The organism is Reella acinonychis, from assembly GCF_052828705.1.
This window is the reverse complement of the sequence record NZ_CM128256.1, coordinates 1,282,292-1,303,239: the sequence shown is the minus strand read 5'-3', so window position 1 is coordinate 1,303,239 and position 20,948 is coordinate 1,282,292. Positions and strand designations below refer to the sequence as shown.

18 protein-coding genes, 1 tRNA gene and 1 pseudogene are annotated in these 20,948 nt (G+C 37.8%); 5 read left to right on the top strand and 15 right to left on the bottom strand.

What is annotated here, in order from left to right; all coding sequences use genetic code 11:
* Nucleotides 1-43: 43 nt before the first annotated feature.
* The 13 genes from pyrD to ACUXZ4_RS06495 all read right to left on the bottom strand — a co-directional run bounded on the left by pyrD (nucleotide 44) and on the right by ACUXZ4_RS06495 (nucleotide 18,051).
* On the bottom strand, nucleotides 44-1,066 hold the full coding sequence (gene pyrD, locus ACUXZ4_RS06555) for a quinone-dependent dihydroorotate dehydrogenase (protein WP_464972418.1): 1,023 nt from the start codon (nucleotides 1,064-1,066) through the stop codon (nucleotides 44-46).
* Nucleotides 1,067-1,144: 78 nt separating this feature from the next.
* Nucleotides 1,145-3,751: an aminopeptidase N gene (pepN, locus tag ACUXZ4_RS06550; RefSeq protein ID WP_464972417.1), complete on the bottom strand. Its 2,607-nt coding sequence runs from the start codon at nucleotides 3,749-3,751 to the stop codon at nucleotides 1,145-1,147.
* Between the two features lie 109 nt (nucleotides 3,752-3,860).
* Nucleotides 3,861-4,367, bottom strand: coding sequence for an NlpC/P60 family protein (locus tag ACUXZ4_RS06545; protein ID WP_464972416.1), 507 nt, complete (start codon nucleotides 4,365-4,367; stop codon nucleotides 3,861-3,863).
* Nucleotides 4,368-4,426: 59 nt separating this feature from the next.
* Nucleotides 4,427-4,723: an integration host factor subunit alpha gene (locus ACUXZ4_RS06540; protein ID WP_464972415.1), complete on the bottom strand. Its 297-nt coding sequence runs from the start codon at nucleotides 4,721-4,723 to the stop codon at nucleotides 4,427-4,429.
* 2 nt (nucleotides 4,724-4,725) lie between these two features.
* The gene (gene pheT, locus ACUXZ4_RS06535) at nucleotides 4,726-7,113 is read right to left on the bottom strand and encodes a phenylalanine--tRNA ligase subunit beta (protein ID WP_464972414.1); all 2,388 of its coding nucleotides are present in this window, start codon (nucleotides 7,111-7,113) and stop codon (nucleotides 4,726-4,728) included.
* A gap of 11 nt (nucleotides 7,114-7,124) precedes the next feature.
* A complete protein-coding gene (locus tag ACUXZ4_RS06530; RefSeq protein WP_464972413.1) occupies nucleotides 7,125-7,604 on the bottom strand; it encodes a hypothetical protein in 480 nt (159 codons plus the stop codon).
* A gap of 11 nt (nucleotides 7,605-7,615) precedes the next feature.
* The gene (pheS, locus tag ACUXZ4_RS06525) at nucleotides 7,616-8,605 is read right to left on the bottom strand and encodes a phenylalanine--tRNA ligase subunit alpha (protein ID WP_464972412.1); all 990 of its coding nucleotides are present in this window, start codon (nucleotides 8,603-8,605) and stop codon (nucleotides 7,616-7,618) included.
* A 164-nt stretch (nucleotides 8,606-8,769) separates the two neighbouring features.
* Nucleotides 8,770-9,495, bottom strand: coding sequence for a dethiobiotin synthase (gene bioD, locus ACUXZ4_RS06520; protein ID WP_464972411.1), 726 nt, complete (start codon nucleotides 9,493-9,495; stop codon nucleotides 8,770-8,772).
* 106 nt (nucleotides 9,496-9,601) lie between these two features.
* Nucleotides 9,602-11,578 carry an exodeoxyribonuclease V subunit alpha gene (recD, locus tag ACUXZ4_RS06515; RefSeq protein WP_464972410.1) on the bottom strand — a complete coding sequence of 659 codons (1,977 nt, stop codon included), beginning with the start codon at nucleotides 11,576-11,578 and terminating at the stop codon, nucleotides 9,602-9,604.
* Complete coding sequence (gene recB / locus ACUXZ4_RS06510; protein ID WP_464972409.1) at nucleotides 11,571-15,299, bottom strand: exodeoxyribonuclease V subunit beta; 3,729 nt, start codon at nucleotides 15,297-15,299, stop codon at nucleotides 11,571-11,573. Before recB ends, recD begins: the two co-directional genes overlap by 8 nt.
* 65 nt (nucleotides 15,300-15,364) lie before the next feature.
* A complete protein-coding gene (locus ACUXZ4_RS06505) occupies nucleotides 15,365-15,721 on the bottom strand; it encodes a DsrE/DsrF/TusD sulfur relay family protein (RefSeq protein ID WP_464972408.1) in 357 nt (118 codons plus the stop codon).
* 16 nt (nucleotides 15,722-15,737) lie between these two features.
* On the bottom strand, nucleotides 15,738-17,033 hold the full coding sequence (locus ACUXZ4_RS06500; protein WP_464972407.1) for an NCS2 family permease: 1,296 nt from the start codon (nucleotides 17,031-17,033) through the stop codon (nucleotides 15,738-15,740).
* 49 nt (nucleotides 17,034-17,082) lie between these two features.
* Complete coding sequence (locus ACUXZ4_RS06495) at nucleotides 17,083-18,051, bottom strand: oxidoreductase (protein ID WP_464972406.1); 969 nt, start codon at nucleotides 18,049-18,051, stop codon at nucleotides 17,083-17,085.
* A gap of 62 nt (nucleotides 18,052-18,113) precedes the next feature.
* Between ACUXZ4_RS06495 and ybaK the strand changes: the two genes are divergently transcribed.
* The 4 genes and pseudogenes from ybaK to ACUXZ4_RS06475 all read left to right on the top strand — a co-directional run.
* Nucleotides 18,114-18,593 carry a Cys-tRNA(Pro) deacylase gene (gene ybaK, locus ACUXZ4_RS06490; protein WP_464972405.1) on the top strand — a complete coding sequence of 160 codons (480 nt, stop codon included), beginning with the start codon at nucleotides 18,114-18,116 and terminating at the stop codon, nucleotides 18,591-18,593.
* An 80-nt stretch (nucleotides 18,594-18,673) separates the two neighbouring features.
* Entirely contained in the window at nucleotides 18,674-19,054 is a 381-nt protein-coding gene (locus tag ACUXZ4_RS06485) for a hypothetical protein (protein ID WP_464972404.1), read from the top strand.
* A gap of 126 nt (nucleotides 19,055-19,180) precedes the next feature.
* Nucleotides 19,181-19,267 (top strand) — tRNA-Leu (locus tag ACUXZ4_RS06480).
* Nucleotides 19,268-19,503: 236 nt separating this feature from the next.
* Nucleotides 19,504-19,722 (top strand): annotated as a pseudogene (locus tag ACUXZ4_RS06475) (integrase arm-type DNA-binding domain-containing protein); the annotation flags it as partial.
* Here the strand turns inward: ACUXZ4_RS06475 and ACUXZ4_RS06470 are convergent.
* Nucleotides 19,670-20,164 (bottom strand): phage tail tape measure protein, encoded by a 495-nt coding sequence (locus ACUXZ4_RS06470; RefSeq protein WP_464974003.1) that lies wholly within the window; start codon nucleotides 20,162-20,164, stop codon nucleotides 19,670-19,672. The pseudogene ACUXZ4_RS06475 and the gene ACUXZ4_RS06470 sit on opposite strands and share 53 nt — an antisense overlap.
* Before the next feature lie 280 nt (nucleotides 20,165-20,444).
* Between ACUXZ4_RS06470 and ACUXZ4_RS06465 the strand changes: the two genes are divergently transcribed.
* The gene (locus ACUXZ4_RS06465) at nucleotides 20,445-20,816 is read left to right on the top strand and encodes a hypothetical protein (protein WP_464972403.1); all 372 of its coding nucleotides are present in this window, start codon (nucleotides 20,445-20,447) and stop codon (nucleotides 20,814-20,816) included.
* Here the strand turns inward: ACUXZ4_RS06465 and ACUXZ4_RS06460 are convergent.
* On the bottom strand, nucleotides 20,811-20,945 hold the full coding sequence (locus tag ACUXZ4_RS06460; RefSeq protein ID WP_464972295.1) for a GpE family phage tail protein: 135 nt from the start codon (nucleotides 20,943-20,945) through the stop codon (nucleotides 20,811-20,813). The genes ACUXZ4_RS06465 and ACUXZ4_RS06460 overlap by 6 nt on opposite strands.
* Nucleotides 20,946-20,948 lie beyond the last annotated feature (3 nt).

Genomic DNA, 20,948 nt, shown 5'->3' with positions numbered 1-20,948 from the left:
TAAAAAATGCGGTAAAATCCACCGCACTTTTTGTCGTTTGTGATTATTTTATTGCGCTAACCAGCGCTTTTATTAAAGCTGGTCCATGGTAAATCAATCCTGAATACACCTGTAACAATTGGGCTCCCGCCTCTATTTTTTGTTGTGCATTTTCAACACTATCAATGCCACCACTACCAATAATTGGAATGTCACCTTTTAATTCTTGCTGTAAACGGCGAATAATTTCAGTACTTTTATGTTGTAATGGCTTACCGCTTAATCCGCCTACTTCTTGCGAATTTTTTAACCCCGCAACTGTATCTCTGCTAATTGTGGTATTGGTTGCAATCACACCATCCATTTTGTGACGACGTAACTGATCCGCAATTTCTACCACTTCTTGTTCCGATAAATCTGGCGCAATTTTCACTGCAATCGGCACATATTTATTGTATTTATCCGCTAAAATATGTTGACGTTCTTTAATGCTTTTTAATAAATCTTCCAACGCATCACCATATTGCAGTTGGCGCAAATCAGGCGTGTTCGGTGAGGAAATATTTACCGTAATATAATCTGCATAGTTGTAGGCTTTATTTAAGCAGAAAATATAGTCGTCTTTACCATATTCAATGGGGGTAACTTTGTTTTTACCAATATTTATTCCTAAGGTGCCATCATATTTTGCTTTTTGCACATTTTCGATTACATAATCGATACCTTTGTTATTGAAACCATTGCGATTAATGATTCCCTCCGCTTCTACAAGACGAAATTGACGTGGTTTCGCATTGCCATCTTGTGCTAATGGTGTCACCGTTCCCACCTCAATAAAACCAAATCCCATTGCACCAAAACCATCAATGGCTTCGCCATCTTTATCAGCACCCGCGGCTAAACCAATTGGATTTTTGAATTTAATGCCCATTACTGTTTTTTCTTGACCTTGAGGACAAGCCAGCAGTTTTTTCAAAGCAAAATTCAGCACAGGATTACTCGCCAAATGCAAAGCTGAAATGGCTAAATTATGGGCGGTTTCAGGTTGTAATGCAAAAATACCTTTGCGGAGAATTGGATAAAACATAGGTCATCATCTCATTAGCAAATAAATAAAAAGTGCGGTTAATTCTACCGCACTTTTTCTGTTTACTCTAGATCTTCGTTACTGCAACGCTTTCTCAATTTTTTCATATAAATCTTTGGATAGATTATCTAATTCAGATAAGCGCATTAACGCACGTTTCATTAACGTTTGTCGTTGGCTATCATAGCGACGGAAACGAATTAATGGTTCAATTAAACGAGCCGCAACCTGAGGATTACTTTCATTTAAACGTACCAAGACCTCGGTCAATAAACGATAGCCTGAGCCATCAATGGCGTGAAAAGCACGTAAATTGTGATTAATAAAGCTACCTACTAAGGCTCTTAAGCGGTTTGGATTATTGAAGTTAAAACTTGGATGATCCATTAAACGTTGAATGAATAAGCTGTCCGCATCAGGTCTCGTCGCTTGTAAATTAAACCATTTATCCATGACTAAACCATCTTTTTTCCATTTTTGCTCAAAATCGCTGAAAATATCATCGCGACAAACGAGCTGCGCCTTGCTTGCGGCATTTAATGCTGCCAGAGTATCCGTCATATTATCCGCATATAAATAATGCTGATTAACTAAGCTATTACCAAATTCAGTGAACGCCAAATAATGCAAGCAAAGATTACGCAAAGCACGCAATGCAATATCTTCTGTCGTGATTTGGTAGCCTTGTAACTGAATTTTGCGATATAGCGCTAACCACTCATTTTTCAGACTATTGGCTAAGGCACGCTGCATAAAATCACGTACTTTAGCAATGCCTTCCGGATCAATAATATGGAATTGCTCCGCAAACTCCACTTCTTTTGGCAAGGTAAGAATTAATGTGGCTAATTCAATATTTTCTTCATATTGGGCTAGCACTTGTGAAAGTGCAGTTAAAATTTCTTGAGAAAATTCAAGCGATTGCTCTTGTTGATATAATTGTAACAAACGGCGTAATTCACTGGTCAGCAACATCTGCGCGGCATCCCAACGAACAAATTCATTCTGTGAGAATTTAAGCAATGTGATTAGTTGTGCCGTACTGTAATCATAATCCAATTTCACTGGCGCTGAGAAATCGCATAATAATGCCGGCACAGGGCGACTGCTAATATCATGAAATTCAAAGGTATGTTCATTTTCAGTGAGATGTAATAAATCCCCTGTTAATTCCCCGTTATTCAACAAGGTGAATGGCATACCATTTTGTGCATACAAAGCAATCTTTAACGGAATATGTAAATTAGCTTTGCTTAATTGATCCGCAGTTGGTGGTGTCATTTGTGACACCATTAATTTATAAATGCGATTTTTCTCATCATAGCTGTCGGTAATAGTTAATTCAGGCGTGCCTGATTGACTATACCAACGACTGAATTGTTTTAAATTTAATCCTGACGCTCGTTCCATTGCAGAAACGAAATCTTCACAGGTGGCCGCTTTACCATCATTTTCAGCAATATATAATTTCATGCCTTGTTGGAATTGCTTTTCACCTAACAGCGTATGCAACATACGAATGACTTCTGCCCCTTTTTCATAAACAGTCATCGTATAAAAATTGTTCATTTCTAATACTTTTTCAGGGCGAATTGGGTGCGCCATTGGACTAGCATCTTCCGCAAATTGTGCGGTACGCAACAATTTCACATTGTTAATACGATTAACTGCTCGAGAACCTGTATCGGAAGAAAATTCTTGATCGCGGAAAACCGTCAAGCCTTCTTTTAGACTTAATTGGAACCAATCTCGACAAGTCACGCGATTTCCCGTCCAGTTATGGAAATATTCATGAGCAATCACGCTTTCAATGGCGAGATAATCTTCATCCGTTGCGGTTTCAGGGTTAGCTAACACAAATTTAGAATTGAAAATATTTAGCCCTTTATTTTCCATCGCCCCCATATTAAAGAAATCAACAGCAACGATCATGTAAATATCGAGGTCATATTCCAAACCAAAGCGTTGCTCATCCCATTTCATTGATTTTTTCAAGCTTTGCATTGCCCAATCTGCACGATTAAGATTACCGCGATCCACATAGAGTTCTAATGCTACTTCTCTGCCACTTTGCGTAGTAAATTTATCTTGTAATAAATCAAAATCGCCAGCGACCAAAGCAAACAAATAGCAAGGCTTAGGGAAAGGATCCTGCCATTCAACCCAATGGCGACCATCTTCTAATTCCCCATTTGCAACACGATTACCATTGGATAATAAATAAGGATAACGCGCTTTATCTGCCGTAATACGCACGTCATAACGGGCTAATACATCGGGACGATCGAGCGTGTAAGTAATTTGACGAAATCCCTCTGCTTCACATTGTGTACAAATCGCTTCGCCTGATTGGTACAAACCTTGTAACGATGTATTTTCTGCAGGAAGCAAATTCGTCACAATTTCAAGTTCAAATTGCGCTAAATCCTGCTGACTTAAATCAAGGGTTAGACTTTCGCCATCTTTCTGATAAGCTGTAAAAGCATTGCCATTTAATTTAATCGAAACAAATTGAAAACTGTCTCCATCTAAACGTAATTGTTTAGCTTCAGGATTTAATCGTTCAAACTGGCTAATTGCAGTGACTTGGGTATGTTGAGGATCAAGTTGGAAATCAAGGAAAATATGCTTAATGGTAAAATCAGGCGTTTTATAATCTTTTCTGTATTTAGCTTTAGACAACATAGGGATATCTCAAAATCAGATAAAAAATTTGTACTTAGGATAGGTCTTTTACTGCGAAGTTGCAATAGGAATTAAAAAAGTGCGGTGGAAATTACCGCACTTTTGAGCATTAAATTCGGCGCACTTGCCAAAAGGTTTTGGTCCAATAGGGACTATTTAAAGAAGAATAAATCACACCGCCTTTAGTGGAAGCGTGTAAGAATTTATCCTCTTTAACATAAATGCCTACATGGTAGCCATTAGGTCCTCTGCCCGTTTTGAAAAACACTAAATCCCCAGTTTGTATTTGAGAACGAGGCACTTTTTTGCCATAAGTTGCTTGTTCTGTTGTTGTACGAGGTAAATGAATATTAAAACGATCCATAAAGGTCGTTCGGGTAAAACCAGAGCAATCCACCCCAGCTTTTGTATTACCACCCAGCATATAAGGCGAACCAGCCCATTCACGCTGTTGTTCACTTAACAGGGTAATAACCATAATGGGATCATCTAGCTGCCCTTTGTAATTTATACCGTCATATTCAGAACGATTTAGTACATGATTAGAAGAGGAGCAACCCGCAAGAATAAAGGGAAAAAACAAAGCAAATGCTTTTAATTTTTTAAAATAATGCATTTTATTTCCGTTATAAATCGTCAAAAAAGCTACCTAAATTGATAGCTTTTTTAATGACTTTAATCTTTTGGTTTAGCCTTTTCTACACGAGAACGCAATTTTTGTCCTGGTCGAAACACAACAACACGACGCGCGGAAACCGGTACGCTTTCTCCTGTTTTAGGATTTCGTCCTGGGCGTGTTGCTTTATCGCGTAATTCAAAATTACCAAAGCCAGATAATTTAATATCTTCTCCACGCTCTAGAAAACCTCTAATTTCTTCAAAAAAGTTTTCAACTAACTCTTTTGCTTCCATCTTCGTTAAACCATGTTTGACGATCAGATTTTCTGCAATTTCTACTTTTGTTAAAGTCATAATTAATCTCTCAAGTATGCATTAAAACGTTGTTTTAATTCGGCTAATACAACAGAAATTACCGCATTAATATCCTCTTCTTCCAAGGTTTTTTCAGTGTCTTGAATAGTTAAGCTAATCGCTAAGCTCTTATGACCTTCAGGTACACCTTGACCTTGATAAACATCAAATAAATTCACTTGGGTTAATGTCTTGCCTGCAACAGCTTTACAGCTATCAATAATATCGCCGGCTGCCACGTTTTCTGCGACAACTAAAGCTAAATCGCGGCGGTTAGCAGGGAAACGTGAAATTTCTTTCGCCTGAACCACAGAACGATTCGCAATCTTATTCCAAAGAATTTCAAACACCACAACTTTGCCATTTAAACCAAGTTGTTGGCTTACTTTTGGATGAAGCGTGCCGATAAAACCAATTTCTTCGCCATTAAGCATAATAGCGGCTGATTGTCCTGGATGTAAGGCTGGGTAAGATTTTGCAACAAATTTCACCACATTGCCTGTTGCTGTTAACGATAAGATACTCTCTAAATCGCCTTTTAAATCAAAGAAATCAACAGATTCCGCTTTACCTGTCCAATGTTCCGCTTTTTTACTGCCCGTAATCACTGCAGATAACACTAATTCTTGACGCACACCAAATTCAGCACTTTGATCTGGAATAAAGCGTAATCCTGTTTCAAATAAACGAACGCGCGTTTGCTGACGATTTTGGTTATATTGTACCGCACCTAACAAACCACTTAATAGAGACAAACGCATTGCTGACATTTCTACAGAAATTGGGTTAGGTAAAATCAATGCTTCTTGTTGTGGATGTAATAGATTCTGTACTTTTGGATCCACAAAGCTATAAGTAATGGCTTCTTGGTAATCCGCGTCCACAAGTGCGGTCTTAATTCGTGCTAAATCTAAATCCGCTTCTTTATGCTCTCTCATTCTTAAATGCGCTAAAGGAGCATTGTTTGGAATACTGTTATAACCATAAATGCGAGCCACTTCTTCGATGAGATCTTCTTCAATTTCAATATCAAAACGCCAGCTTGCTGAAGTTACCGTCCAAACATCATCGGCATAGCTTACTTCTAAACCTAAACGTTGGAATATCTCAGTCACTGTCTCAGTTTCAATATGATGACCAAGTAGTGCATCTAATTTGCTACGACGCAATTGTACTTGATTTAATTTTGGTAAATCCGCTTCACTCACTGCTTCACAGATCTCACCAGCTTCACCACCACAAATATCGATGAGTAATGCTGTCGCACGTTCCATGGCGTGACGTTGTAACTCAAAATCCACACCACGCTCAAAACGATGAGAAGAATCTGTATGTAAGCCATATTGTCTTGCTCTACCAGCGATAGCTAAAGGTGCAAAGAATGCAGCTTCTAAAATAACATCTTTAGTTTCTGCATTAACGCCACTGGCTTCACCACCAAAAATACCAGCCATTGCTAAAGGACCTTTTTGGTCCGCAATCACAAGAGTATTTTCTTTTAATTTAGCCGTTGAACCATCTAATAATACAAGTTCTTCCCCTGTTTTAGCCATACGTACTTGCACTGGTTGAGCCACTTTCGCCATATCAAATGCGTGCATTGGTTGACCTAATTCCAACAAAATATAGTTAGTGACATCCACTACAGGATCAATGGAACGAATACCGCAACGGCGCAATTTCTCTTGTAACCACATTGGCGATTGAGCTTGTACATTTACATTTTTCACAACACGCAATAAATAGCGAGGGCAAGCTTCTGGCGCATCTACTTGCATTGCAACCTTATCAGCAATTGTTACTTTTGCCGCTTCAAACTGCGGTGCATTTACAGTAGATTTATTCACAACGCCTACTTCACGAGCAATACCCGCAATACTTAAACAATCGGCTCTATTCGGGGTTAAGCTAATCTCAATGCAGTTATCATCTAGTTGTAAATATTCTCTTAGGTTAACACCTACGGGCGCGTCTTGTGGTAATTCAATAATGCCATTTGACTCAACTGAAATACCTAACTCAGTGAAAGAACAAAGCATTCCTTCTGAAGGTTGACCACGTAATTTGGTTTTCTTGATTTTGAAATCGCCAGGTAATAAAGCACCTTCTGTTGCACAAGCTACTTTTAAACCTTGACGGCAATTTGGCGCACCACATACGATATCTAATAAACGATCACTACCCACATTCACTTTGGTCACGCGTAATTTATCCGCATCTGGATGTTGTGCACATTCCACTACTTCACCAATCACAACGCCTGAAAAATCACCTGCTACTTTTTCCACACCATCTACTTCTAAACCAAGCATGGTGATTTGGTCACATAATTGATCCGTATTTACAGCAGGATTCGTCCACTCACGAACCCATAATTCACTAAATTTCATCTATACTCTCTCTATTTTAAAACTCTAAATGATAATCCCTTAAATACGGTGTCATTAAATTGCACTTCCAATGTGTAATTTCCAATTGGATCTTTTTTATCGAAAATCCAGCATTGGTGAACAGCATTATTTTGAATTGCATTTTTTGGAATAGTGAAGCTCACTAAATGTTCTTTTTTATCTTCAGAAGATTGGATATTAGCTTGTCCTTTAATATTCAGCTCCATTGCATTAGGTGCTTTAAAAAACTGATGAAACGTATTTTGTTCTTTAATTTCGACATTGCCAACAACAACACATAATTCTCTCATCTTAGAACGAGAAAGTGCATTGCCTTCCAATAATTTTCGTTGTTTACCAGAAGTATCAAAGATCTGTAAGACTGCTAAAGGTTTTTTAGCTTCAATCGCATTTTGAATTTCGTTTTTTTGTTCATTCGCCAATGCCACTGCAGAGAAAAACACCAATCCCATTGCCATTAATTTTTTCATTATCCTATCTCCTATTTAAACTGTTTTAAGAAGCGTAAGTCATTTTCAAAGAAAGAACGTAAATCTGTGACGTTGTAGCGCAACATGGTTAAACGCTCAACCCCCATACCTACGGCAAATCCAGAGTATTCATTTGGATCAATACCTACATTACGAAGTACATTAGGATGAACCATACCACAGCCTAACACTTCCAACCATTTGCCATTTTTGCCCATTACATCCACTTCAGCAGATGGTTCTGTAAATGGGAAATAAGATGGACGGAAACGCACTTGTAAATCTTCTTCAAAGAAAGCGCGTAAGAAATCATGCAACAACCCTTTTAACTCAGTAAAGTTGGCTTTTTTATCTACATAAAGTAATTCAATTTGGTGGAACATTGGTGTGTGTGTTTGGTCGTAGTCGTTACGATAAACACGTCCCGGAGCCATAATACGAATTGGCGGCTGCATTTTTTCCATGGTACGAATTTGCACACCTGAAGTTTGAGTACGTAATAACAACTCAGGGTTAAACCAGAATGTGTCATGATCAGCGCGCGCAGGGTGATGTTTAGGAATATTCAACGCATCAAAGTTATAATAGTCACTTTCAATTTCTGGACCACTTTCTACTGAAAAACCCAATTCAGAAAAGAACTTTGTAACTCGCTCAATAGTAATAGAAACAGGATGCAACCCACCCGTTTCTACTTTGCGACCCGGCAACGAAACATCAATACGTTCTTTTTCTAATTGCGCATTTAATGCTGCCTGCTCTAACTGTTCTTTTTTTAGATTTAAAATATCCAATACAGCTTGTTTTGCTTCATTAATTTTTGCACCAACAGCTGGACGTTCATCTGCAGGCACATCACGTAGCCCTTGCATTAATTGAGTAAAATGCCCTTTTTTACCGAAATATTCTACTCGGAAATTTTCTAAAGCTTCTAATCCTTGATGATGAAGCTCATCTAACACTGCTTTCGCCTGTTCTGTAATCTGTTTCAGGTCTTGCATACTATCCTTCTTAACCTCAAGATTTATCGTTCAAAATTGCCATAATGATAATATTAACTCATTAAAAAATCACGCAATTTCTCATAAAAACTGAATTTTTGACCGCACTTTAAAAAAAATTCAAAAATAAAGGGGCAAAAGCCCCTTTTCAAATAGAAAATTAATTATTTGACCAACTCCGTTTTCATATAAGTCAAACGATCAATATTTGTAATGAATTTACCAATTTCCTGTGTTTCTGGTTTATATAAATAAGGGATTTCACCGAGTAATGGCGCATCAATTTTCTCAGTGAGAATATCAATAATTTCTGCATAATGTGCCAATCCTGGATTAATGCGATTCGCTACCCACCCCAATAATGGTAATCCCGAATTCATAATAGATTGCACAGTTAATAAAGAATGATTAATACAACCTTCTTTAATCCCTACCACCAACACAATTGGCATTTGTTGTTTTTTCGCCCAATCCGCAAAACTAAAATGTTTATTAATCGGCGAAAGCCAACCAAAACAGCCTTCAACTAATACAGTTTGATATTTATTGTTCAAACGAGAGAGATCTTTATCCAATTTCTCAATTTGAATTCGCTCACCTTCATCAGTAAAGAGCGGAATAGTATGCGCAAAAGTATAGCTATTAATATCTTGATAGCTCACTTTTTGGTTGGTTGCATCAATTAAGGTTAATACATCTGAATTATTTTGTTCCCCATAATCGCTTTCTTGCTGAACAAAATCAGGCGTTTCATCGCCTTCTTGTGCACAAGCGATAGGTTTATATCCCACAATTTGCACATCTGCCGCTTGTAAGGCTTGAATAATTGCTCGGCTAGCAACGGTTTTCCCCACATTCGTATCTGTGCCAGCGACAAAAAAACAGCTCATAATTTATTTCCTCGAATATAAAACAGGCAAATTGTAAAATAAATTTAACAAATAGATGTTGAGCTAACGCAAATTTTTCTTATTTTTTACGGATTTTTATCGCAATTTATTGATCTATAACAAATCTTAAGCCACTTTGTCGTTTGGTATTTTTTTGCACCGCACTTTTCCAAACCGCTTCTGTACAGAAAACCGTAAACTGCTCTTTTGCTCTGGTTACTGCGGTGTAAACCAATTCTTTACTCAATACAGGATTCATTTCGGGTGGCAATACTAAAATCGTATGCTCAAATTCAGACCCCTGCGATTTATGCACCGTCATCGCAAATGCTGTTTCATATTGAGTAGGAATACGGCTACGCGAAATTAATCGATAGCCTTTGCTTGTATCGAAACAAAGTTGATTTTTACCAATATACAAACCAATATCGCCATTTGATAATCCCGTATTATGATCATTTCGCGTAATCATAATAGGTTTACCAATATACCAATCACGTTCATATTGAAAAGACACCAATCCCGCATTTTTTAACTGTTCGGCGATCTGCTTATTTAATTGCTCAACGCCGAAATGCCCTTCACGAAGTGCGGTTAAAAAACGGATCGAATTAAATTTTTTGAATAATTGTTGTAAAAATGCTTCATCTGTTCTATTCGGATTTTCGGTTAAGAACAATAAATAATCTTGATATTTTTGCACCGCACTTTGTGTGATTTGGCTTACACAATGCTGCACATAGTTTGCTGATTCCGTCTCTTGTGATGGATAACATTCAATATCCACTCGCCCTTTGTTAAATTGTTGTTGCAGAATAGACCAACTCAATTCTCCCGCTTGTTTATCTTTTCGATTAATCGCAGTCGCTAATTGTCCGATACCTGAATCTTGGCTAAAACGGCGGCTATCGGGTAAATAACATAAACAATTGGCTAAAGGGTGAAGAGGTTGTGAACTGCTTTGCAAATTTTCATCAGTCACAGAAGTGAGATATTCGGTGAATTCATATCCATAGCAACCTATCATTTTTTGACGCTGTTCATCATAATACATCCCCATAAATTGCCCTAGCTCACCCAAAATTGCTCCTGCCTCCACCGAAGCCAGCTGATCTTTATCGCCTAATAAAATCAATTTGCAATTTGCTGATAATGCTGCACGCAGCTTGTCCATCATAGATAAATCGATCATAGAAGCTTCATCCACAATCAATACATCATAAGGCAAAGGATGATTTGCATTGTAAAGCGGTTGCTCGCTAAAAGGTCGAACACCAAGCATTTTATGCAAGGTTTGTGCTTGAGTAATTGTCAGATTATGTTTTAACTCAGAAATAGCCTTTTTAAGCGCCTGACTTGCAAATTCTTTTGCAATACTTTCATCTAATCGGGTAGCTGCTTTCCCTGTTGGTGCCGCCAAACCAATTTTCAATTGACCATTATGTAATTCTTGTAACGCTAATAATAAACGAGCAACCGTATAGGTTTTGCCGGTTCCTGGTCCGCCTGAAATCAAACAAAAAGATTGGCGCAGAGCAATGGCGACCGCTATTTTTTGCCAGTTAGTTTGTTCACTTACAGGCGCAAAATAACGCTGTAAAATCGTTTTAACCTGTTCTTCATTAAAGAAAACTTGCTCTTTTTTCACCGCACTTTTAATAAAATCAGCTAAACGATATTCATCTTGCCAACTGCGATAAAAATACAATGCATTATGCTGAAAAACCAAAGGAGCAATTTTATCCAAAGGCGCACAACTAAAAGCAATATGATCTTGCAAGCTATTTGCCCATTCAGACATGGGAAGATGTCCTATTTTCTGCTCAATTTCTGCCATATAATCCACGTCTAATTTGGCAAATCCCAATCCGAAATAATTACGTTGCAGATCTTTATCTAAAAATAAACAGGTATTGCCCTGCGATAAACTATATTGGCAAAGTGCAGCTAATAAAATGGCGAGATCTTGCGTTTCCTTAGGATAATCAAAACCCTTTTGTTTCTCTGCAATAAATTTTGCGAAATAATAATCAGCTCGGCTAATTCGCTGCTGTTGGCAAAGTTCTTCTAAAAGTTTAAGCATTGAATAATCCCTCTAATTCATTGATGAGCTGATAACTTGGGCGATCAAAAAAGAGGCCATAGTCAGTATTCTGTCCATTCATTCCACGTAAAAACGTATAAATGACGCCACCAAAATGGGTTTCATATTGGTAATCAGGCAAACGAGAACCTAAATAGCGATTTAATGCTAAGCAATAAAGCAAATATTGAATATCATAATGATGATTTTCCATCACCTTATTTAACTCATCGCGATGATAAGCTTGTTTATTCTTGCCCAAAAAGTTGGATTTGTAATCCACAATGTAATATTTGCCCTGATGTTCAAATACTAAATCAATAAAGCCTCGCAGCATGCCTTGAATATCATCAATATTTAGCGGTTGGCTGGCTAATTTATGGTGCTGTTTCAATATGCGATTGAACGTTTCAGCCTTAAAAGTGCGGTGTAAATTAAAGTAGAATTGCATTTCTTTTAAGCAATGTTTTGGCTGCAATTGCGCTAGGCTGAGATCATTATCAGCCAATAATGGCGTATGTAAAATCTGTTCAATCCATTGATGTAATGGTGCTTGCCAATTTTCATCTAATTGCAATTGCTGGCAGAGCTTAGCGATATTTTCTGCATTAATCGCTTGATTAAAAGGCTGTTTTTCTAAGAAATGATGTAGCAATGTGCCCACATAGCTGCCTTGTGGAAAATCAACGGGACGGTATTGTTCAGGATAATCTTCCCAACCGTCTTCTCTATCTAAAAGATTGGCTTCATTTTTTAATGGTATCAAAGTTTGATCCTGATCTTTGGCAAGATCAAAAACAGCTAAATTTTGCACCGCACTTTGTGATTGCTGCTTGTGCAAATTATTTTCATGATTTCGGATCAATCCAGTAAAACTGGACAATTGCCAGTTCATCTCAATATTACCTGTAAAAGTTGCAGCTTGTAATTTTTCCGTTGCTTCGATGGATTGATACTCAATATATGTAAACTGTTGTTCTTCTATTTCTTTAACCACAACGTCTAGCCCATTTTGTGTCAATGAGTTAAGTAGTTCCAAAGTATTATCTACCTGATCTGGCTCAATTTTCCCTCGACTTAACACATACCAAATAGAAGACCACTTTTCGCTAAAGAACGTTGGCAACGTAATATTTACCTGCTCTTCCGCTCGCGTTAATGCCACATAGAGCAAACGAATTTTCTCCGCCTTCTCTTCATCCAAGCTAAGTTCATTTTGAGTACCATCTATATTCCAGTACCGCTGTTCAGTTGTTGCATCATAATAAGTAGCAAAATCGCTTTTATGTGGATTGGAAAAAGCTAAGAAAGGCAACCAAACTAAAGGATATTGCAAGCCTTTCGATTTATGAATGGTGATGATTTTCACGCGTTCATTTTCACTTTCTAAACGCTGTTGTTGCTCATCTTCTCGCGCTTCTTGATTCTGAATTTGTAACTCAAACCAACGTAATAAACTCGCTTCCGTTTCATTTAATGGCGCGGCTTGTTGCAATAATTCAGCTAAATGTAAGAGATCAGTTACTCGACGTTCACCATCTTGCATTGAACGTATTTTGTCTAAAATGCAGCGCTGATGTTGATCTTTTGCCAAAAAGAGTTGATACAACATCGCCAATACACCTTGGTTCAACCAACTTTTTTGATAATATTCAAATCGCGTAACCCAACGATCTAGCAAATGATCATCAAGTTTAATTTGTTGAATTTCTTTTTGTGTTAAAGCAAAAATACTGGTCGCAAGGGCATTTAAAATCGCGGAAATATTCGTTGGATTTAAACAAGCTGCAAGAATATAGCTCAGCTCTTGCGCTTCATCTGTATCAAAAACATTACTACGATCTGACAAATAAACCGAGGCAATACCGCGATCTGCCAATGCCAGTTTAATAAGCATTGCTTCATGCCAACTTTGCACTAACACTGCGATATCATTATCTTTAACTGGAGTCGTTTTTTCGCCTTTCTCAAAAACTGCTGTATTTTCCACCGCACTTTGCTCCCCACAAGAAGAGGTTTGCAACCATTCGGCAATGGAATTCGCGCAAGTGTCGGCAAAAAGTTGTTTGGTTTCCGTCCCAAGTAAAGTGATATCGCCCTTTTTTGATGTTTTTTGTCTATCACCAATATGAAATATCATCGCTGGCTGCTTTTTGCCTTGAAATGAGAATCTTGTCTGTGAACGAAAAGCCTCGACAGGCAAGAACTCAATTTCAGAATATAAAAAAGGCTTAGGCGTAAAATTAAATAAATGATTGATGGCTCTCACTAATGGTTCAGTAGAACGATAATTACGCTCTAATGTGAAACGTTTTGCCTGCTTCGATGCATTTAAATAGGTAAAAATATCAGCGCCGCGGAATTTATAAATGGCTTGTTTAGGATCGCCAATCATGATAAAGCCAGTATCTGATTGATGTTGATAGATTTTCTTGAAAATTTGATATTGACGACTATCAGTATCCTGAAACTCATCGATCATTGCAAAAGGATATTGGCTACGAATTCGCTGAGCAAGCTCATCACCTTGCGTTGACATTAATGCATCACGCAATAAACGCAGCAAATCATCGAAACTTTTTTCCTTATGATCTTGCTTATATTCATTTAAACGCGTTGTTAGCCATTGAATGTAATGATAAAGTACTACATTTTTATATAGAGAAAAATTGATTTGCTGAACTTCATCCACCAAACTAAATACGGGATGAGATAGTGGCTCTGCGCCTTCTACTAAATCATATGTATCAAATCGTTGTTGAGAAAAATATTTCGTCAAACCTTCTGGTAATTTTATCTGATAAGTATCATTTGCCCATTCATTAATCTTACGTATTGCCAATTCAAACCAACGCCATTGGGACGGTGTATTATCCCCTTTTGAACGATATCTTTTATATAATTCTTCTCTTAATAAACCGGTAACTTCCTCTACTTTTTCTAACCAAATCTGTTTTAAATCAATGATTTTTTGTAATTCAGGATCAAGGTAAGTAGTCAAAAATTCCGATAACGTAGGCGTTAATAAGTGCGGTTCATTTATGCTGACTTTTGGTAAATCGCCTTTTAAAAAAGATTGCACATTGCTCAACATCTTTGAGGGCGATTGTAAGTATTGATGAATAAAATAAGTGGATAAGTAAGAAGTTGGATAAAATTGCTCTCGCCAAAATTGATTGCTCAATTGTTGCAATAATTGGTTTTCGTCTTTGGTTAATTCTAATTCGAAATGAATACCTGAATGGAACGCATATTGCATTAAAACGCGGCGGCAAAAGCCATGAATGGTATAAATAGAAGCTAAATCTATATTTTGTTCAGCTAAACGTAAACGTTGAATAGCAATATCAAGATCATCAATATAATCCAGCAAATCAATTAAAGGCTGATTATCAGCAAAAATCGCCTTTATCATTTGCTCTTTATTGTCTTTTGTTATTTGCGCTCGTTGCTGACAATACTGCTCAAGTTGTTGTTTGCAAAGATGGATACGTTCTCTAATTCGTTCTTTTAATTCTTGTGTCGAAGCTTCAGTAAAGGTTACCACCAAAATTTCATTTACCGTTAAGGCTCGAGGAAAATTATTCTCACCCGCCTGTAATAATAAACGAATATACAACGAAGCCATGGTATAGGTTTTACCCGTTCCAGCCGAAGCTTCAATTAATGAGGTGTGGATTAAGGGAGTTGTCACATAATTTAAAGACGCAAATTCTGACATAAATGAAAATAAATAAGGCTAGCAATCATTATTGCTAGCCTATCATATTATGAAGGTATTTTTAATTAGAAATTGATCACTTTATCTGCCCATAAAGTCCAAGCAGAAACATCGTCTAAAGTCCCCACAGACACACCTTGAACTAAAGGTAAATTTGTAATACCGCGTGCTTTAGTACAGCTTGTGCAAAGTTTTGCTTCAGCGCCTAAACCTGTTAACACTTCTAATGTTTGTTGCACATTGTAGCCATCATTTGGATTCTGACCCGCTAGACCAGCTAACACCGCATCAGAAAAGAAAAAGGCTTTCACTTCCACTTCTTTGCCAAATTCTTCCAATAAATTAACAGCATAGCGTAAACCATTAAAGGTTTTCTCTGTACCATAAGGTGATTCATTAAAAATAAATAATAACTTTTGCATAACATTCTCCTAGGAATTAACCAACCCAAATAAATTTAATTAAGAATAAAATCGAGACTACCCATACCGAAGCATTCACTTCTTTAATTCTACCGCTAAAGGCTTTCATAATGCAGTAACTCATAAAACCAAATGCAATACCTTCGGTAATTGAATAGGTAAATGGCATCATTACTGTTGTGATAAACGCAGGTGTCGCTTCTGTTAAATCATCCCATTTCACTTCAATTAAACTAGAAGCCATTAAGATCCCTACGAACACTAATGCACCTGCCGTTGCATAAGGCGGCACAAGACCCGCTAATGGCGAGAAGAAAATAGTTAACAAGAAAAGTACGCCAACAACGACCGCAGTTAATCCTGTACGTCCACCAACAGATACGCCAGAGCCACTTTCAATATAGGTACTAATGGCCGAAGTCCCCATAAATGTCCCCACCATTGCAGAAGTACTGTCCACCAACAAGGCTTGTTTCATTTTTGGAAAACGTCCTTTTTCATCAGCAAAACCTGCTTTGGTTGTAACCGCAATTAATGTGCCGGATGAATCAAATAAGTTGACTAATAAGAAAGAGAAAATAATCCCTGCTAAGCCAACATCAAGGGCCCCCATCACATCCACTTGACCAACAACTGCGTCAAGACTTGGTGGCATAGACATCACACCATTAAAGCTCACCGCAGGATCAAACATCAATGCAAGTGCGGTGATAATGACGATAGAAATTAACACACCTGAATGAATTCCTTTGGCTGCTAATACCACAATAATAAAGAAGCCCAAAGCGCCCATTAATACTTTAGGATCATGCAAGTCACCCAATGCCATCAAGGTTGCAGGATTGGCGACTACTAAGCCCATATTTTTAAATCCAATCAAGGCGATAAATAAACCAATACCCGCACCGATGCCCACTCTCAATCCTAATGGAATGGCAGACATAAACCAGTAGCGCACTTGTAATACCGTCAACAAGAATAAGCCAACCGATCCTAAGAAGATAGCGCCCATCCCCACTTGCCAAGAATAGCCTAATTTAGATACAACGACATAAGCGAAGAACGCATTTAACCCCATTGCTGGCGCTAAAGCGATAGGTAAATTACTAAATAAGCCCATCGCAATGGTACCAAAAGCGGCGATTAAACAGGTGGTAACAAATACCACTTGTGTATCCATGCCTGCCACGCCCAAAATAGAAGGGTTAACAAAAACAATATAGACCATAGTAAAAAAGGTTGTGATACCAGCGATCACTTCCGTTTTTACATTTGACCCTTTTTCTTTTAGCTGAAAGAATTTTTCCAACATAATTTTTCCTTAGTTTTGTGACAAATCTAATGCTCCTATCAAAACCTGCTTAATAAGCAGATGGCGATAAGCTCATTTTTTCTAATAACTGCACTGTTAAAAATGCCAAGCTGAAACGCTGATCATCAGCAACGGTCCAAAATTCTACGCCATTTTCCACCGCACTTAAATCACTAATATGCAATTTTACTTTTTCCTCATGCGCTTCTCTTTCTCCATTTAACACTGGCGTCATTTTTTCCTGTTCAACTTGAATAAAATCATTTTCACGCCAATTTTGCATGAAGTTTTCCGTATCTAATCCATAGTTCGAAACTAATGTCACTTTTTGCGCTAACCCATAAAATACAGGCACTTGAATACTATGGAAAACCACATTAATAGAAGGAAATATTTTCTGAAATTGTGTGGTTAAACTCGCCATAGAATGAGGGAAAACATCAAAAGCAAAGCGAGGTTCATTATCCTCTAATGGAATACCATTTAACAAACGAGCTGTTTGCCCCGCTAATTTCTCAACAGTTTCACTGTTTGTATAAGAAGTAGGTAATAAAGAAGTGGCAAAGACGGAATGGATCTCAGCTTGCTGAAGAGTTTGCGCTAAAACCAAAGCTAATTGACTCACTTGAGGATCTGGCAAACACACTATATTACGTTGTGACAGGTTAGCTAACTGCTCATCATTCACATTTGGTACAACAACAGGCACACCTGAAATACTTGCACAAATCGCTTTCATATCAATAACGATAACACCCGCTTCCGCTGCATCCGCAATTTGTGCAGCCTGTGATACATCACCAGCAAATAAAAGATATTGATAATTCGACCAATTCAGATCCTCAGTAGATAATTGTTCTACTGCGCGATTATTAAAACGAATTCCTTGTTCCTCACTAAAGGGATAAATTTCCCAAATCGACAGCTTTTCAACTGCAATCTGCGATTGCTCTAAAAACTCAACCACTTTCTCACATAGCTCAAATTCTGCTGCAACAAGAAGATTTAACTTATTCATTTTTTCATCCTGACATTATAAAATAACTCGCCTATTCTACTGATTTTTAGGATAAAAATAAAATGACACCCGCAATAGATTTATTAAAAAAGCACAAAATTCCTTTTACATTACATAGCTATGATCATGATCCTAATAATACGCATTTTGGCGATGAAGCTGCGGAAAAATTAGGTATCTCACCCTCACAATCTTTTAAGACCTTATTAGTCGCCGAAAATGGAGATCAAAAAAAGCTCGCTTGCTTTGTCTTACCCACCGCTAATATGCTCAACTTAAAGAAAGCCGCCAAAGCCATTGGTGCTAAAAAAATTGAAATGGCAGACAAAGAGATGGCACAAAAAAGTACAGGATATTTAGTCGGCGGCATCAGCCCATTAGGACAAAAGAAAAAACTGAAAACAATTATTCATCAAAGTGCGGTGGAATTTTCACACATTTTTGTATCCGGTGGGAAACGAGGACTTAGCGTTGAATTATCGCCCAATGACTTAGCACATTTACTCAATGCGCAATTTATCGACATTGTAGATGAAGAATAAAATAAACCGCAATAAAATATTCGTAAAGTAAAAAATATTTAGTAAAATAGCGCCCTTTTTATTGCTATCGGAAATCTACGATGAAATTATTAAACATAGTTATTTTTACTGCGTCTTTCTCTATGTTAGCTGCCTGTAGTAGCAGTTATTCATCAACAGCAGATGAAAGCCTCAAACCTTACAGTGTTTATGGAAGTGCGACAAAACGCATCAATACGACTCAATGTAAAGATGTTGATGACTGGTATTTAGACGGATATCGCGTGGGTAAATCCTTCAACCAACAAAAACAGCAACAATTAGAACAAAGAGTCCATTTTTGTAAAACAACTGTTGCACAATTGTCTGCTGAATTGAAGAAAAGTTGGGATCAAGGCTTTGCGATTGGTTATAAAGAAAGCAGTCATCCTCAAGTAACAAAAAACACAAGAAAACAAAAAGGAAAAAAACGGAAAAAATAACTTAATTTCACACTAAAAAAGAAGGACTTGATGAAAATTAAATCAAGTAATTCTTTATTTAGAGTTTATACTTGAAACTATTTTTCATCATTGTATAATGCTGCTCGAAAAATAGTTTCAACACTTGCCAGTGTGACGAAATTGGTAGACGTAGCGGATTCAAAATCCGCCGCCCTTAAAAGCGTGTCGGTTCGAGTCCGACCACTGGCACCATATTGCCTTTTCTACTCTTTCGTAATCTTCCCAACTCTTACACTAAACCCCTTGATACATAAGGCTTCATAGCGCATTTATCTTTTCTATTCTTTCGCGTTCTTATCAAATTATACATTTACAATCGCGGATTTTTGTAGGATATTTAGTAGGATAATATTGTAGGATAGCTTTTAAATATCAAAAATCACTAAAAATATCCTACAAAGAACGTGGCAAGGCTTGAGGGGTAAGGCATGGCAAGGGGTGGAAAATCTTTAACTGATACACAAATAGCAAAGGCAAAACCAAAACTAGAAAATGGGGCGTTAGTTGAAAACTGTCTTTATGATAAAGTCGGCTTGCAATTAGTTGTTACCCCAAAAGGTCGCAAGATATGGCGGTTTAACTATTGTAAACCTATCACAAAAAAGCGAACTGAAATAAGTCTAGGCAAATATCCCGAAATTTCACTACAACAGGCGAGAAAGTTACGAGATGAATATTTAGTCTTACTTGCGCAAGGTATAACCCCAACATTCTTGTATCCGAACCTGCGCGAGCGATCACATTCACAATATCTGCTGCTTTAGCATTTGCGTTGTCTGATAAATGATTGATCACATCGCCAAAACGTGCCATTTCCTTGATAGGCTTACCGAGTACGTTTGCCATTGTTGCCATTGCCGTCCCTGCATCGCCTGCTGCCATATCAAAAGCAACACCCATTTTGGCTGCGTCCTGCGCATAACCAAGCAAATATTCTCGAGCGATACCAGCTTGTCCTCCTGCTGCCACAATCGCTGCTATTTCCTCGCCAGCCATCGGAATTGTGCGCGTTAATTGCAGAATATCTTGCCCCATTTCTTTAAACTGTTTTGGGCTATCAAAATTGACAACCTTTTTCACATCTGCCATTGCGCTTTCAAATTTTATCGCGGGCTGTGCTGCTGCAAGAATGGAGCTTGCGGTAGCAGTTCCCAAAGAAATAAGAGAGCCAGTACTTAATGCTGCATTTTTGAATAATGCTCCGATACGTTGTCCCGTAGTTTGTGTATCATCTCGAAATAGCTTTAGACTGTTTCGCACATTTCTGATGCCCGAAATCGCGCCACCAACAGAGGCTCCGATGACTAAAGATATTGCTAAATTAGACGACATAATTTATAGTTCCCTTTAAATGTAGAGGAGAAAAAGTATGATATTGAAAGCACTTTTTGAGTTCATTGAGGATGTACTTATCTTAATCGGCGCTTGTATTTTGCTGCTCATCCTATTCATTGGAGTGATGATTGCCTTTCATTTCTATCCAATTATCACAAGTATTATTGGAGGTCTTATTGTCTTTGGCTGTGTTGGCGCGTTATTAGAAACGATACTAACAAAAAGACAATTAGAACTCACATCAGAATGGTTTGCTTATACAATAGCAGCTGGGTTATTGCTTACTGCTATCGGTTTCGCCTTTTACTATTTCACCAAAACCACCGCAGTTATCTGCGCTTTTATTTTGCTCGGTTTGATTGTCGAACAAGTCGAAAAACACAAAGCTAAAAAAGCCACGTCATAGCGTGGCTTTTGTATATCCTGCTTTAATTTGGCGGTTGGCTTGTTCCATCCAAGTTTGTAGCTCCGCTAAGCTCATTTGCTCAATTTCGCTGACATTCCAACCATACCACCAAGCCACATCTGCAATCATTTC